The sequence below is a fragment of the Bradyrhizobium sp. SZCCT0231 genome (assembly GCF_018130245.1).
Lineage (GTDB): Bacteria > Pseudomonadota > Alphaproteobacteria > Rhizobiales > Xanthobacteraceae > Bradyrhizobium > Bradyrhizobium japonicum_F.
This window is the reverse complement of sequence record NZ_JAFCKP010000032.1, coordinates 1-14,840: the sequence shown is the minus strand read 5'-3', so window position 1 is coordinate 14,840 and position 14,840 is coordinate 1. Positions and strand designations below refer to the sequence as shown.

General features: G+C 65.4%; 12 protein-coding genes. 8 read left to right on the top strand and 4 right to left on the bottom strand.

Annotated elements, in window-relative coordinates; all coding sequences use genetic code 11:
• A complete protein-coding gene (locus tag JQ566_RS33920) occupies positions 1–864 on the top strand; it encodes a LysR family transcriptional regulator (protein ID WP_212380511.1) in 864 nt (287 codons plus the stop codon).
• Between the two features lie 21 nt (positions 865–885).
• Here the strand turns inward: JQ566_RS33920 and JQ566_RS33915 are convergent, their stop codons facing one another.
• Entirely contained in the window at positions 886–1,131 is a 246-nt protein-coding gene (locus JQ566_RS33915; RefSeq protein ID WP_212380509.1) for a hypothetical protein, read from the bottom strand.
• Between the two features lie 203 nt (positions 1,132–1,334).
• Between JQ566_RS33915 and JQ566_RS33910 the strand changes: the two genes are divergently transcribed.
• Both JQ566_RS33910 and JQ566_RS33905 read left to right on the top strand, forming a co-directional pair.
• Positions 1,335–3,851, top strand: coding sequence for a glycogen/starch/alpha-glucan phosphorylase (locus JQ566_RS33910; RefSeq protein ID WP_212380542.1), 2,517 nt, complete (start codon positions 1,335–1,337; stop codon positions 3,849–3,851).
• A gap of 224 nt (positions 3,852–4,075) precedes the next feature.
• On the top strand, positions 4,076–4,891 hold the full coding sequence (locus JQ566_RS33905) for an acyl-CoA thioesterase (protein ID WP_212380507.1): 816 nt from the start codon (positions 4,076–4,078) through the stop codon (positions 4,889–4,891).
• 276 nt (positions 4,892–5,167) lie between these two features.
• Here the strand turns inward: JQ566_RS33905 and JQ566_RS33900 are convergent, their stop codons facing one another.
• The 3 genes from JQ566_RS33900 to JQ566_RS33890 all read right to left on the bottom strand — a co-directional run bounded on the left by JQ566_RS33900 (position 5,168) and on the right by JQ566_RS33890 (position 10,476).
• On the bottom strand, positions 5,168–6,784 hold the full coding sequence (locus JQ566_RS33900) for a phosphoenolpyruvate carboxykinase (protein WP_212380505.1): 1,617 nt from the start codon (positions 6,782–6,784) through the stop codon (positions 5,168–5,170).
• Between the two features lie 285 nt (positions 6,785–7,069).
• The gene (locus JQ566_RS33895; RefSeq protein ID WP_212380503.1) at positions 7,070–9,664 is read right to left on the bottom strand and encodes a CHAT domain-containing protein; all 2,595 of its coding nucleotides are present in this window, start codon (positions 9,662–9,664) and stop codon (positions 7,070–7,072) included.
• Positions 9,665–9,726: 62 nt separating this feature from the next.
• Entirely contained in the window at positions 9,727–10,476 is a 750-nt protein-coding gene (locus JQ566_RS33890; protein ID WP_212380501.1) for a HugZ family pyridoxamine 5'-phosphate oxidase, read from the bottom strand.
• Positions 10,477–10,717: 241 nt separating this feature from the next.
• Between JQ566_RS33890 and JQ566_RS33885 the strand changes: the two genes are divergently transcribed.
• The 5 genes from JQ566_RS33885 to JQ566_RS33865 all read left to right on the top strand — a co-directional run bounded on the left by JQ566_RS33885 (position 10,718) and on the right by JQ566_RS33865 (position 14,719).
• A complete protein-coding gene (locus tag JQ566_RS33885; RefSeq protein WP_212380499.1) occupies positions 10,718–11,419 on the top strand; it encodes a response regulator transcription factor in 702 nt (233 codons plus the stop codon).
• Between the two features lie 118 nt (positions 11,420–11,537).
• Positions 11,538–13,334 (top strand): sensor histidine kinase, encoded by a 1,797-nt coding sequence (locus tag JQ566_RS33880; protein WP_212380497.1) that lies wholly within the window; start codon positions 11,538–11,540, stop codon positions 13,332–13,334.
• Positions 13,335–13,345: 11 nt separating this feature from the next.
• Positions 13,346–13,870 carry an HPr kinase/phosphorylase gene (locus tag JQ566_RS33875; protein ID WP_212380540.1) on the top strand — a complete coding sequence of 175 codons (525 nt, stop codon included), beginning with the start codon at positions 13,346–13,348 and terminating at the stop codon, positions 13,868–13,870.
• A gap of 133 nt (positions 13,871–14,003) precedes the next feature.
• The gene (locus tag JQ566_RS33870) at positions 14,004–14,405 is read left to right on the top strand and encodes a PTS sugar transporter subunit IIA (RefSeq protein WP_028134014.1); all 402 of its coding nucleotides are present in this window, start codon (positions 14,004–14,006) and stop codon (positions 14,403–14,405) included.
• Entirely contained in the window at positions 14,402–14,719 is a 318-nt protein-coding gene (locus JQ566_RS33865; RefSeq protein WP_027574276.1) for an HPr family phosphocarrier protein, read from the top strand. Before JQ566_RS33870 ends, JQ566_RS33865 begins: the two co-directional genes overlap by 4 nt.
• Positions 14,720–14,840: the final 121 nt, after the last annotated feature.

Here is a 14,840-nt window from a genome sequence, read left to right as displayed (position 1 = left end):
ATGCTCGATCTCGAGCTCCTGCGCAGCTTCGTCTCGGTGGTCGAGGCCGGCGGCTTCACCCGTGCCGGCGCGCGCGTTCACCGCACGCAATCGACCGTGAGCCAGCAGATCAAGCGGCTGGAGGAGGATGTCGGCCAGGTGCTGCTGCACCGCGACGGCAAGGACGTGCGCCCGACCGAGGCCGGCGAGCGGCTGCTCTCCTATGCGCGGCGGTTGCTCTCGCTGGCCGAGGAGGCGCGCGACGTGCTGCGCCAGCCTGATAGCGAAGGCGCGATCCGGCTCGGCATTCCCGAGGATTTCGCGGCCTATCGGTTGGCGAAACTGCTGGGGACGTTCTCGCGCTCGCATCCGGGCCTGCGGCTCGACGTGCGCGCCGACCAGAGCAAGAACCTCGCCCGCGATCTCGAACGCGGCGAGCTCGATCTGGCGCTCTACAAGCGCGCGGCCGGCGAGAAGGGGGCGATTGCGGTGTGGCCCGAGCGGGTCCACTGGGTCACCAGCAAGAGCCATCCGATCGACGTCGACGCGCCATCGGTGCCGCTGATCGGCTTTCCGACCGGCTGCCTCTACCGCGCCGGCGCTATCCACGCACTGGAAACGGCCGGCCGCGCCTGGCACATGGCCTATTCCTCATCGAGCCTCGCCGGCATCCAGGCCGCGGTCGCCGCCGGCATGGGCCTGAGCATCCTGTCGGAGATGTCGATCCAGTCCGACCACCGCGTGCTGACGGCAAAGGACGGCTTTGCGCCGATCAACAAGACCGAGGTCGCGCTGATGGCTTCGCCGGATGCGAGCCCGGCAACGCTGCGGCTTGCGGATCGTCTCGCTGAGTTTTGCGATGCGGTGCAGAGCAAGGCGGCTTGAATTCGCTGGACGTCGGGGCGCTCACTTGGCCGCGGACATCAGCTTGTCGCCGCACGCATTTGCGTAGAACTTGCCGCCGCATTGGCGCTTGATCGCGGCGCAGCGGGCTGCGGGCGACGCATTCTGCGGGACCGTGAAGCCGCAGCTGAGGCCGTCGGCGCTGCGACCGGATTTGCCGGCGGCAAACGCTGCGGTGGTGGCGCCGATGCAGACGACGAGCAGGGCCGCAGTGGCGATTTCGATCAGCAGTCGCGTCGGCAGTCTCATGGAGCGTCTCCACACTGATGGCTGAATCTTGCTTAATCTAGCACCGAATCCGGGTTTCTCCGTGCTCGTCCGGGTTCCCAACTCGGCCCGTTCCTTGCATAAATTTACGCCAGCGCAGTGCACGGCCGCACCGGCGACAGTTCCGATGCAAGGGCAGGACGCGTAGATTGGTAAGAGTTCTTTCGACCCAGGAAGTGACCGCTTTGCAGGATTCATCGTTCCAGCCCAGTTCTCCGGCCCCCGGGCAGCCCATCGACGAACTCGCGCTGGCTGAGATCAAGGGTGCGATCCTGGCGAAGCTGCGCCTTGCCATCGGCAAGGACGCGGGCATGGCGACCAGGCACGACTGGTATCAGGCCGCGGCGCTCGCGCTGCGCGACCGCATCGTGCATCGCTGGCTCACGGCCGAGAAGCACAGCTACGATGCGGGGCGCAAGCGGGTTTATTATCTCTCGCTCGAATTCCTGATCGGCCGCCTCTTCACCGACGCGCTCAACAACATGGGCCTGCTCAAGATCTTCGAGGTCGCGCTCGGCGATCTCGGCGTCTCGCTGCCGGAGCTGCGCAAATGCGAGCCGGATGCGGCGCTCGGCAATGGCGGCCTGGGGCGGCTCGCCGCCTGCTTCATGGAAAGCATGGCGACGCTGTCGATCCCCGCGATCGGCTACGGCATCCGGTACGATTACGGCCTGTTCCGCCAGATCATCAATCAGGGCTGGCAGCAGGAATATCCCGACGAATGGCTGAGCTTCGGCAACCCCTGGGAATTGCAGCGGCCCGAGGTGATCTACGACGTCAATTTCGGCGGCGGCGTCGAGCATGTCGACGACAGGGGCCGCGACCGCGCGATCTGGCATCCGGGCGAGACCGTGCAGGCGATCGCCTATGACACGCCGATCGTCGGCTGGCGCGGCCAGCACGTCAATGCACTGCGGCTGTGGTCGGCGCGCTCGCCCGATCCGCTCAAGCTCGATGCCTTCAACAAGGGCGATTATGTCAGCGCCAGCGCCGAGCAGGCGCGCGCGGAGGCGATCTGCAAATTCCTCTATCCGAACGACGAGAGCCCGGCGGGCCGCGAGCTGCGGCTGCGCCAGGAATATTTCTTCGTCTCCGCCTCGCTCCAGGACCTGGTGAAGCGGCATCTCGCCTCCGACGGCCAGCTGCGCAGCCTCGCCGGCAAGGTCGCGGTGCAGCTCAACGACACCCATCCGTCGCTTGCCGTCACCGAGCTGATGCGGATCCTCGTCGACCTCCACAATTTCCGCTGGGACGAGGCCTGGAAGATCACGGTCGCCACCCTCTCCTACACCAACCACACGCTGCTGCCGGAGGCACTGGAGACCTGGCCGGTCGAGCTGTTCGAGCGGCTGTTGCCGCGGCATCTGGAGATCATCTACCGCATCAACGTGCAGCATCTGGCGCTCGCCGAGGCGCGCTGCCCCGGCGACATCGACTTCCGCGCCTCGGTCTCGCTGATCGACGAGAAGAGCGGCCGCCGCGTGCGCATGGGCCAGCTCGCCTTCGTCGGCTCACACCGCATCAACGGCGTCTCGGCGATGCATTCCGACCTGATGCGCGAGACCGTATTCCACGATCTCAACCATCTCTATCCCGGCCGCATCACCAACAAGACCAACGGCATCACCTTCCGCCGCTGGCTGATGCTGGCGAACCCGAAGCTGACCGACCTGTTGCGCGAGACCTGCGGCGAGGCCGTGCTCGACGATCCCATCCAGCTCTCGCTGATCGAGGCGCGCGCCAGCGACGTCGAATTCCAGAAGAAATTCCGCAGCGTCAAGCACCACAACAAGACACAGCTCGCCCGCCTGATCGGCGAGCGGCTCGGCATCAAGGTCGACCCGAGCGCACTGTTCGACGTGCAGATCAAGCGCATCCACGAGTACAAGCGCCAGCTGCTCAACGTCATCGAGACGGTCGCGCTGTACCAGGCGATCAAGGACGACCCCAACGGCAATTGGGTGCCGCGGGTGAAGATCTTCGCCGGCAAGGCAGCGGCGAGCTACCGCTACGCAAAGCTGATCATCAAGCTGATCAACGACGTCGCCGAAATCGTCAACAACGATCCCGCGATCGGCGGCAAGCTCAAGGTCGTCTTCCTGCCCGACTACAATGTCAGCCTCGCCGAAGTGATCATTCCCGCCGCCGATCTGTCCGAGCAGATCTCCACCGCCGGCATGGAAGCCTCCGGCACCGGCAACATGAAGCTGGCGCTGAACGGCGCCATCACCATCGGCACGCTCGACGGCGCCAATATCGAGATCCGCGACCATGTCGGCGCGGAGAACATCGCGATCTTCGGCATGGAGGCCGGCGACGTGATGATCCGGCGCAAGCAGGGGCTGGATGCTTCCGACGTGATCCGCAACTCGCCGAAGCTGCAGCGCGCCATCAATGCGGTCGGCGCCGGCGAGTTCTCGCCCGGCGACCCCGGCCGCTTCGAGTCCATCGCGCACGCGCTGCGCTATCTCGACCACTACATGGTCAGCGCCGATTTCGATTCCTACTACGAGGCGCAGCGCGCGGTCGACGCGCGCTGGCAGGTGGCGCCGGCCTGGACGCGCGCCTCCATCCTCAATGTCGCGCGCATGGCCTGGTTCTCCTCGGACCGCACCATCCGCGAATATGCCGAGGAGATCTGGAACGTGCCGGTCAATCCGACCACGCCGCTGCTGCCGAACCTGCGCGACGCCGCCGGCTGATTTTCCGCGGCGTGAAATCGGCGTTACCTGCGAGGTTATTGCATCTCTGCAGGTGGATGATGATATGATCGTCATCATCCCCAAAGCGGCGTTGTGACACGGCGCCGCAACCTCAACCACCGTCATTGCGAGCGCAGCGAAGCGATCCAGAATCTTTCCGCGGAGACAGTCTGGATTGCTTCGCTGCGCTCGCAATGACGATCGGGGAGACACCGAGGAATCCAATGCACGCCAGACTCCCGCATCCCTTCGACGACGCGACCCGCATCACCGCGGGTGACAGCAGCTGGCAGGGGCACACCAGCGACGATTACTGGGCCTTTGTCGGCCCGTTCGGCGGCGCCACGGCCGCGACCATCTTGCGGGCGCTGATCGAGCATCCGCAAGCCGCCGGCGATCCGCTCGCCCTCACCGTCAATTACTGCGCGCCGATCGCCAAGGGCCCGTTCGATCTGGACGTGCGGCTGGTGAAGGCCAACCGCTCCAGCCAGCACTGGAGCGTCGAGCTCAGCCAAGGCGGCGGCGAGGTCGCAACGCTCGCCACCGCCGTGTTCGCCGAACGCCGGCCGTCCTGGGAGCACCGGGTGGCGAAGGCCCCGGACGCCAAGCCGTTCGAACAGACGCTGCCGTTCCCCAGGATCTCGGCGTCGTGGGCCAACCAGTACGAATTCCGCTTCGTCGAGGGCGAGATGCGGATCGGCCCGCCGCAGGCCGAGCCCGCCAGCACCTATTCGAAGATCTGGATCAGCGACCGCACGCCGCGCCAGCTCGACATGCTGTCGCTGATGTCGATGTCGGACGCCTTCTTCGGCCGCATCTTCCACGCAAGGCGCGAGCTGGTGCCGTTCGGCACGGTGTCGCTGACGACCTATTTCCACACCGATGCCGAGGAACTCGCGACCGAGGACATCACGCGCGTGCTGGCGACGGCCGATTCCAAGATCATGCACAAGAGCTACGCCGACCAGAATGCCGAGCTGTGGTCGCCGAACGGCCGGCTGCTCGCGACCACGACGCAGATCGCGTATTTCAAGGCGTAGCCACACTCGTCGTCCCGGACAAGCGCAGCTCTTGGCAACGCGTAGCGTTGTCCAGGGCGGAGCGCAGATCCGGGACCCATAACCACAGGAAGTGGTTTGACGAAGACTCGGAGTTGCCAGCTCGCGCAACAACTTCTCCCTGGGGTTATGGGTCCCCGCCCCCGTGCGCAATTGCGCACTAGGCGGGGACGACACCGAGGGTGCGGTTCGCGCTCGCGCCACACAACAAAAAAGGCGGCCTCGCGGCCGCCCTTTTGCATTTCAAACGATGGAGCCTTACTCCGCCGCCAGCTTCACGTCCGGCGCGGCGGCGCGCACCTCGGCATCCACCTGGGCCTCGAACTTGGCAAAGTTCTTCTGGAACATGCCGACCAGCGCGCGGGCGGTCTTGTCGAACTCGTCCTTGTCCTTCCAGGTGTTGACCGGGTTGAGGATCTCGGCCGGCACGCCCGGCAGCGCGGTCGGGACCGCGAAGCCGAAATACTTGTCGGTGCGGAATTCGACGTTGCGAAGCGAGCCGTCGAGCGCGGCGGTCAGCAGCGCGCGCGTCACCTTGATCGGCATGCGCGAGCCGACACCATATTTGCCGCCGGTCCACCCGGTGTTGACCAACCAGCAATCGACATTGTGCCGGGCGATGAGGTCGCGCAGCATGTTGCCGTAGACGCTCGGGTCGAGCGGCAGGAAGGGCGAGCCGAAGCAGGTGGAGAATTCCGGCTGCGGCTCGTTGCCGAGACCGCGCTCGGTGCCGGCGACCTTGGCGGTGTAGCCGGAGAGGAAGTGATACATCGCCTGCGCCGGCGACAGCTTGGCGATCGGCGGCAGCACGCCGAAGGCATCGGCGGCGAGCATCACCACGTTCTTCGGCTGCGGCGCGCAGCCGGTGCGCGAGGCGTTCGGGATGAAATCGAGCGGGTACGCAGAACGCGTGTTCTCGGTCTTGGAGCCGTCGTCGAAATCGACCGCGCGGGTGTCTTCGTCGAGCACGCAGTTCTCGAGCACCGCACCGAAGCGCGTGCTTGCGGCGTAGATCTGCGGCTCGGCTTCCTTCGACAGCTTGATGCACTTGGCATAGCAGCCGCCTTCGAAATTGAAGACGCCGTTCGGGCCCCAGCCGTGCTCGTCGTCGCCGATCAGCGTGCGGTTCGGATCGGCCGACAGCGTGGTCTTGCCGGTGCCCGACAGCCCGAAGAAGATCGCGGTGTCGCCGCCTGCGCCGACATTGGCCGAACAGTGCATCGGCATCACGCCGCGCTCGGGCAGATAGTAGTTCAGCGTGGTGAAGACCGACTTCTTCATCTCGCCGGCATAATAGGACCCGCCGATCAGGACGATCTTGCGGGCGAAATCGATCGCGACGACGTTCTCCGAGCGCACGCCGTGACGTTTCGGATCGGCGCGGAAGCTCGGCATAGAGATGATGGTGAGCTCCGGCACGAAGGTCGACAGCTCGATCGTCTCGGGGCGGATCAGAAGCGTGCGGATGAACAGCGAGTGCCAGGCGAGCTCGGTGAAGACGCGCGTCTTGATCCGGTAGGCCGGGTCGGCGCCGCCATAGAGGTCCTGCGCGAACAGGCGCTTGCCTTCGGCGTGCTTGAGGAAGTCCTGGTGGAGCGCCTCGAACTGCTCCGCGGTGATCGACTGGTTGCCGGCCCACCACATCTTCTCGTCGGTGGTGGCGTCACGCACCGTGAACTTGTCCTTCGGGCTGCGCCCGGTGAACTCGCCCGTGTCGGCACAGAGTGCGCCGTCAGCGGACAGCACCGCCTCACCCGACGAGAGCGAGTATTGATAGAGTTGTGGCGCACCGAGATTCCAGTGAACCTGCTTGAGATTCTTTAAGCCGAATTTGTCGGCGCCGAAGGCACCGTTGCGCACGCCCGTCTCTTGCACGAAAAATCCTCCTCGAACCCGCGACACCCAGCGCGACCAAATTTGGCGCCATCGCGGTCACCGTGATTATGGGCCGTTCGGCCTCGGCTGAACGACGTAATACTGATGAACGCTGGCGTTGCCAAGCTGATCCCGCAGGATTTGGTTTATTCAAGGACCGCGCCAAACGTCGCGCATGTCAGCTCTGAGCAGGTGCATCAGGAAAAGTGCGAATGATCGCGCAACCAAACGCGCGTTTCCGCGTTACTTCCAGTTATTGCGACGCACAATCCATGCAGCAGCTTCCTATCGCACCTCGCCCTCGCCGATCAGCGCGAACGGTCCCCACATCGCGGGATAGGCGTTGCGTGGTGACGAGGCGTCGTCGAGATAGGTCAGCATCGCGCGGCGCAAGGCTTCGGCACGACCGATCTTCGGTTCGTTCTTGAGCAGCTCGAACGTCGATGTGGTCAGGCGGGTCGCAGCTTCCGAATCCACGGCCCAATGCGAAACCAGCAGCGCACGGGCACCTGCGTAGAAGAACGAGCGCGCCAGTCCCGACAGCGCCTCGGCGCCGGGCTTGTCGCCCGCGATGGTGTTGCAGGCGGACAGTACCACCCAATCGGCGTTGAGCTTGAGCTGAGCCACTTCGCTCGCGGTCAGAAGGCCGTCGTCGAGCTCCGACGGCTGGTCGGGAATGGAGAGCGCAAGCGAGGGTTCGCCCAGTCCCTTGACGTCGCCGGCGACGAGGCCGTGGGTGGCAAAGTAGATGATGCCGTATTGGGCAAGCGCTGCACGCTTGAGCGTCGTTTCGCTGGCATCGCGTCCGAGATGAATATCGGCATCAGCGGCGCCGACGTTCCTCGCCACCGCGCTCAGCTCATCGGCGGTATCAGGCAGTTGCGGCAACGCCTGCGCCAGCCGGGCGCGATCCACGCCTGCGCCGCGCCAGAACTCGGCATAGGCAATCGTCGCGATGCTGCGCGCGGCGATCTTGCCGCTCGCGGCGCGCCGGTCGGCAGGTCCTTCGGCTGCTGGGTTGAACACGGGATCGCCGAAACCGGTCATCGGCTTGACGTCCTGGTCCCTGCGGGCAAAGGCGCGCAGCGATTTCAGGCTGATCACCGACGGCAGCACCGAGACGGCCTGGCGCCGCAGCAGCCAGGCGGCGCTGCGATAACCTTCGAGCCGGTCCGGGATCGCCGCCTGCGGCCTCTCCGTGACCAGCAGATGAAACGGCAATGCGGTCAGCGCCGCCGACGGCACGACCAGCAAATTGCGCTTGTCCTTCGTCGACGCCTCGACCGGGCCGAGCAGCGCGACATAGAGCTCGCTCGCGAGCGCGAGATCGAACAGGCCCGATTTGCCGGAGGCATCGCGCGCCTTGCCGACATCCAGCCCCTTGCGGAAAGCGGCCACCTTCTGCGCCAGCGCATCCGCTCCGAGAGAAATCTCCTTCCAGTCGACGCCCTCGCGGGTGATCGCGACGACATAGCTCTGCTTGTCGACGATGGAATAGATCACCATCGCCTCGTCGGCCGAGAGCAGCGGCTGGATGTCCATCACCGTCAGCGGCAGCGGGTTGGAGAGCGAGGAATAGTCGGGAAACTCGACCGCGAGCGTCTTCTGCAATCCGTTGCGCGCGCTCGCGATCGCCGCGATCCGCGCGCGGTTGCGCTGCTCGGCCGCGACGTCGCGCTGGGCGGACTGCTTCGACACCGCAGCGATGATCGCCTTGTCGAGCGCATCGGACTCCGCCGCGAGATCCTGCTCCTTGCGCACGAGCTCGGCGAGCCGGTCGCTGCCGGCGGCGAGCCGCACCGCGAGCTTGTTCACGGCAGAAGCGGCAGAAGATTGCGTGCCGCGCTGGATCGCACCGAGCGCCTCATCGAGTGCCTTGTCGCTCGCCAGCAGCGATTGCTGCCGCGCAGCGAACAGGATCGGCAGCACGACACGCAGTTGCGCGCGATTGGCAGCGAGCGTCTTCTGCGCGAACGGCAAAGCGTCCGCAGTCCGTCCCGTCGCCTGCAGGAAATGGGCGAGATTGCTCGTCGACGTCGCGACGTCGGGATGATCCGGTCCGAGTGCACGCTCGCGGATCGACAGGGCGCGGCGATAGAGCGGCTCGGCCTCGGCATAGCGCTGCTGGTGCTGATAGAGCCCGGCGAGATTGTTGAGCGAGCGCGCGACGTCGGGGTGTTCGGGCCCCAGTGCCTTCTCACGAATCGCGAGTGAGCGCTTGATCGGCGCTTCGGCATCGGCGTCGCGATTGAGGTCGCGATCGACCTGACCGATGTTGTTCAGGACGGTCGCAACCGCGGGATGCTCGGGCCCCGCGGCTTTCTGATAAATCGCGAGCGCCCGCTGAAACAGCGGCTTGGCATCGGCAAAGCGCTCCTGCTTCACATAGAGCGTGGCGAGATTGTTGAGGGCCCGGCCGACATCGGGATGCTCGCGCGACAGGCTCCTTTCGCTGACGGCGAGCGCGCGCTTGAACAGCGGCTCGGCTTCAGCGAAGCGGCCCTGCCGCTGATACAGCGCGGCGAGATTGCTCAGCTCGGGCGCAATCAAGGCGGTGTCGAGGCCGAGCGACTTTTCCAACAGCGCGATGGCCCGCTTGTAGATCGGCTCGGCGAGATCGTCGCGGCCCTGGCCGGCATGGACCTGGCCGAGATTGTTGAGCGCAGCGGACAGGTCGCGACCGTCAGTGCCCTTCTCCAGGCTCGTAACCATCGCCTGCGCGAGTGGAAGCGCTTCCGCATATTTGCCGGCGCTCATGAGCGCGTTGATCCGCGCGCCCTGTGCGGCGAGACCGACCTTCTGGCCGAGTGCAGGCGGAGCAAATGACGTGATGATCGCGAGTACCAGACCCGCAGCCAATGCCAAACGACGATGCGTCATGAACCCTCTCGCTGCCAACCCGGACCGGTTACGATCTGGGTCGCCGCGACGGGCGGCGGCGTTCAACCTGTTGCGCTCTCGTCCATCTTCATGCGCGCTTCGCCAGCGAGGCGGACCAGCATCTTGCGCAAGCCCGTGCCGTCCGTCACCCGCTCCGGGAAGTCCAGCCGCAGCGTGGCTTGGCCGTCCTGCATGTCGAGGCCTTCAGGGTCACAGCCGGTGCAGCGCCAGTCGCCCGCGGCGGCGCCGAGGAGCTTTGTGGCATAGAGGTTCATGGCATCGCGGTGGTCGGCGTTCATGTGCTCGACGGCGCCCTCTTCCGCGGCCAGCAGGTCCTCGGCCCCGGCGAGATCCGTCAGGAATTGCTCAGGCTTGAGATCGACGATCCGGCCGAAACCCGCGACCAGATGAGTTCCCGTGGGCCGGATCCGGAAAAAAGAGAAATCCTTAAAGGAAACAAAGCCTTCTGCCGACGGATGGACACTGAGATACCGTCGCTGGAGCAGATCCTTGTCCGCAGCGGCCTCGTCCGCCCGGCCTGACAGCATGATCCGGGCGCCTTCCAGGGGATCGCCGGCCACGCGCTCGTCCAGCATCAGCGAGACCCGGCTGTCCGCAAGGATGTTCCTTGTGTGCACGGCGAGGCGCGAGATCAGGAGGATCGGCGAGCCATCGGGGTGGCTGGCGAGATTGACCAGGGAACAATAGGGATCGCCGCTGCCGGTCATCAGCGTCGCCAGGGCGCCCTGCCGGGACCGTCGCAGCAGCGATTTTGCGAGCTTTGCGGGGTCGAAATCGGGGGTCGGTTGCATCGGCTTTCTCGGGTCAGGTGGTTGCATGTAGGGCCTTGTTTCGGGTAAACGGGGGCCCGGTTATGGGTCGAGATGCGGCGAATCTGCCGTGTTTCGTGGAACTTGGTCACACTTCAGCCCAGCTTGCATTGCTCGGTGACAAGGTTCGAACGCCACTTCGGCACCCATGTATGCGGCGCATCACTGATTGCTCGCCGTTTCAAGCCACGACCCAAACGGAAAGCAGAAAGCAGAGAGGCTCATGCCCACAATCGCTTTGGTCGACGACGACCGCAACATTCTCACATCCGTCTCGATCGCGCTGGAAGCCGAAGGCTACCGCATCATGACTTACACCGACGGCGCCTCCGCGCTCGACGGTTTTCGCACCACCCAGCCCGATCTTGCCATCCTCGACATCAAGATGCCGCGCATGGACGGCATGGAGACGCTGCGTCGTCTCAGGCAGAAATCCGACCTGCCGGTGATCTTCCTCACCTCCAAGGACGAGGAGATCGACGAGCTGTTCGGCCTCAAGATGGGCGCCGACGACTTCATCCGCAAACCGTTCTCGCAGCGCCTGCTGGTCGAGCGCGTCAAGGCGGTGCTGCGCCGCTCGGCGCCGAAGGACCCGACCGTCGCGCCGAAGGAGAACGATGCCAAGGCGCTCGACCGCGGCCTGCTGCGCATGGATCCGGAACGCCATACCTGCACCTGGAAGAACGAGGCGGTGACGCTGACCGTCACCGAATTCCTGATCCTGCAGGCGCTCGCGACCCGGCCTGGCGTGGTGAAGAGCCGCAACGCGCTGATGGACGCCGCCTATGACGACCAGGTCTATGTCGACGACCGCACCATCGACAGCCACATCAAGCGGCTGCGCAAGAAGTTCAAGGTGGTCGACAACGAGTTCGAGATGATCGAGACGCTTTACGGCGTCGGCTACCGTTTCAAGGAAGCCTGAGGCGGCGGGCGCCCTCCACGACGATCGAGAGCATCTCCGGTTCTCGTTCCATCGGGACCAGGATCGCTCTAGGATGCGGGGGACCTTCGCACGAGCCGTCCTAACGCGGGCGTAAGCATTGCTTGACCGAACGCAGCCTGACCCAAACCAGAGCGCCGGGGATATCGCATCCGACGGCGTTCAGGAGCACGTCACTGACGACAAGCCGCAGGGCTGGCGGCCGCTGAACTGGCTGAAACGCGCCGGGCAGTTCTTCTTTGCGCTGTCCTTCTCGAGCCTGACCCGCCGCATCGTCTCGCTCAACCTCGCCGGCCTCGTCGCGCTGGTCGCGAGCATCCTGTACCTGTCGCAATTCCGCGCCGGCCTGATCGACGCGCGCGCGCAGAGCCTCCTGGTCCAGGCCGAGATCATCGCCGGCGCGATCGCGGCCTCCGCCACGGTGCAGACCAACGCCATCACCATCGATCCCGACAGGCTGCTCGATCTCAAGCCGGGCGAGACCTATGGCGGCCCGGACGAGTATTCACCGCTGGACTTCCCGATCAATCCGGAGCGCGTGGCGCCGGTGCTGCGCACGCTGATCTCGCCGACCAAGACGCGCGCCCGCATCTACGATCCGAACGGCAGCCTGCTGCTCGACAGCCGCAACCTCGAAAATGTGCTGCGCTTCGATCTGCCGCCTCCGGCCGACAAGCCCGGTATCGTCGAGCGCGGCATGGTCGCGGTGCGCACCTGGCTGAACCGCGGCGACCTGCCGCTCTATCGCGAGCTCGGCCCTGAGAACGGCAATGGCTATGCGGAGGTGGGCGACGCGCTCCAGGGCCAGAAGCGCTCGATGGTGCGGGTCAATGCGCGCGGCGAGGTGATCGTGTCGGTCGCGGTCCCCGTGCTGCGCTCGCGCGCGATCCACGGCGCCTTGATGCTGTCGACGCAGGGCGACGACATCGACCAGATGGTCACCGCCGAGCGCCTCGCTATCCTGAAGGTCGGCGGCGTCGCGGCCGCCGTCATGATCATGCTGTCGCTATTGCTCGCGAGCACGATCGCCGGCCCCGTGCGCCGGCTCGCCGACAGTGCCGAGCGCGTCCGCCGCCGCATCAAGGCGCGCATCGAGATCCCGGATTTCACCCGCCGCCGCGACGAGATCGGCCACCTCTCCGGCGCGCTGCGCGACATGACCAGCGCGCTCTACAGCCGCATCGAGGCGATCGAGATGTTCGCCGCCGACGTCGCCCACGAATTGAAGAACCCGCTGACCTCGCTGCGCTCGGCGGTCGAGACGCTGCCGCTGGCGCGCAACGAGAACAGCCGCGCGCGCCTGCTCGAGGTGATCGAGCACGACGTCAAGCGGCTCGACCGGCTGATCTCCGACATCTCCGACGCCAGCCGCCTCGATGCCGAATTGCAGCGCCAGGACGCGATCCCGGTCGACCTGCGCCGCCTGCTGACGACGCTGGCGTCCGTCGCCAATGAAACCAAGCTCGGCCACGACGTCGCGGTCGAGACGCGCTTCGAGGGCCGCAGCCCGGCCGACACTTTCGCCGTGACCGGCCACGATTCGCGGCTCGGACAGGTCGTCTCCAACCTGCTCTCCAACGCACAATCCTTCTCCGAACGCGGCAGCAAGGTGCGCCTCACCTGCCGCCGCGTGCGCGGCGAGATCGAGATCGTGATCGACGACGACGGCCCCGGCATTCGCGACGACGCGCTGGAGCGCATCTTCGAGCGCTTCTACACCGATCGTCCGCATCAGGGCTTTGGCCAGAACTCCGGCCTCGGCCTGTCGATCTCCAAGCAGATCGTCGACGCCCATGGCGGGCGCATCTGGGCGGAGAACCGTCCTGGCCCGCTGGATACCGATGGCGCTCCGACAATTGCCGGCGCGCGCTTCGTGGTGAGGCTGCCGGCGCTATGAGCCAAGGTAGTTTGAACGAAGGCGGGCCCAGCGTTCACGCCTCCGCCGTCAAGGTCGGGACTTTTGCCGTGCTGATCCGCGGGCCCTCGGGCTCCGGCAAGTCGCGCCTTGCCTTTGATTTGATCATGGCGGGACGCTCGGGCGTGGTGGAAAGGGCCGTTCTGGTCGGCGATGACCGTGTCCATCTGGCGACAGTCGGCCATGAAATTGAAGTCCGCCCCGCGCCGGCATTGGCTGGCCTGATCGAGATCAGGGGCCTCGGAATCCGCCGCTGCGACTTCGTGGAGCATGCGACCGTCGGCCTCGTGGTCGATCTGGACGCGGCGGATGCGGAGCGCCTGCCTGCGGCGGAATCCCTGAAAACCAGCATTTCTGGTGTCGAAATACCGCGAATCCCGGTCCCCCGCGACTATTCGCCCCTCCCCTTGGTTGTCGCGGCCTTGACCACTACCAAGAGTTCATCTTCCGTTAACCCTTCTGGCGATTGTTTGAAGGGAATTGGTAACCATATGAACCCCACTATCGCGACCGAATAGACCGGCGCAGCTCCCCTTATCCATCCGTCTATATTCAGGGAGATACGCAACATCCCCTCTTGCGCGGGGGCTCTGGATGGTCAAAGTGGCGCGTTCGTGCGGTGCACCAAAAGCGCCCGCGAGGAGTTTTCCGATGATTGGTCTAGTACTTGTGACCCACGGGCGCCTTGCCGACGAATTCAAGGCGGCGCTTGAACATGTCATGGGTCCACAAAAGCAAATCGAAGCGATCACGATCGGCGCCGAAGATGATTCCGATCTCTGCCGAAGCGACATCATCGAGGCGGTCAACCGCGTCGATTCCGGCGACGGCGTTGCGATCCTCACCGACATGTTCGGCGGCACGCCCTCGAACCTTGCAATATCCTGCATGAGCCGGCCCAAGGTCGAAGTGCTCGCGGGCATCAACCTGCCGATGCTGGTGAAGCTCGCCAAGGTGCGCGAGGAGCGGACGCTGCCCGACGCGATCGCGATGGCCCAGGAAGCGGGCCGCAAATACGTCACCATCGCCAGCCGCGTGCTCGCCGGCAAATGAGCGACGAGGCGCCACAAGCGGGGACCGGCGTGCCCGCGGGCGCGATCTCCAAGGAGCTTCTGATCATCAACAAGCGCGGCCTGCATGCGCGCGCCTCGGCGAAATTCGTCCAGGCGGTCGAGCGCTTCGACGCGCAGGTGTGGGTGACGCGCGGCGGCGAGACCGTCGGCGGCACCTCGATCATGGGCCTGATGATGCTCGCCGCGGGTCCCGGCACGACGATCACGGTGGCGGCAGCAGGGACCGACGCCGAAGCCGCGCTCGCGGCGATCACCGAGCTTGTTGAAAGCAAGTTCAACGAGGAAGGGGTTTAGACTCCCTCCGTCATTCCGGGATGGTGCGTTAGCACCAGCGCCGTAGGACCTCCTACCCTTGGTCAAGGGGAATAGGCGTCCTTGAATAGGGCAATATCGTAGCGCCGTGCTCGATGCAGTC

Excerpts from the sequence above, each read along its gene's own strand:
- JQ566_RS33890 (WP_212380501.1), bottom strand. The coding sequence starts at position 10,476 with ATGCAACCGACCCCCGATTTCGACCCCGCAAAGCTCGCAAAATCGCTG.
- JQ566_RS33895 (WP_212380503.1), bottom strand. The coding sequence starts at position 9,664 with ATGACGCATCGTCGTTTGGCATTGGCTGCGGGTCTGGTACTCGCGATC.
- JQ566_RS33885 (WP_212380499.1), top strand. The coding sequence starts at position 10,718 with ATGCCCACAATCGCTTTGGTCGACGACGACCGCAACATTCTCACATCC.
- JQ566_RS33870 (WP_028134014.1), top strand. The coding sequence starts at position 14,004 with ATGATTGGTCTAGTACTTGTGACCCACGGGCGCCTTGCCGACGAATTC.
- JQ566_RS33865 (WP_027574276.1), top strand. The coding sequence starts at position 14,402 with ATGAGCGACGAGGCGCCACAAGCGGGGACCGGCGTGCCCGCGGGCGCG.
- JQ566_RS33905 (WP_212380507.1), top strand. The coding sequence starts at position 4,076 with ATGCACGCCAGACTCCCGCATCCCTTCGACGACGCGACCCGCATCACC.
- JQ566_RS33920 (WP_212380511.1), top strand. The coding sequence starts at position 1 with ATGCTCGATCTCGAGCTCCTGCGCAGCTTCGTCTCGGTGGTCGAGGCC.
- JQ566_RS33915 (WP_212380509.1), bottom strand. The coding sequence starts at position 1,131 with ATGAGACTGCCGACGCGACTGCTGATCGAAATCGCCACTGCGGCCCTG.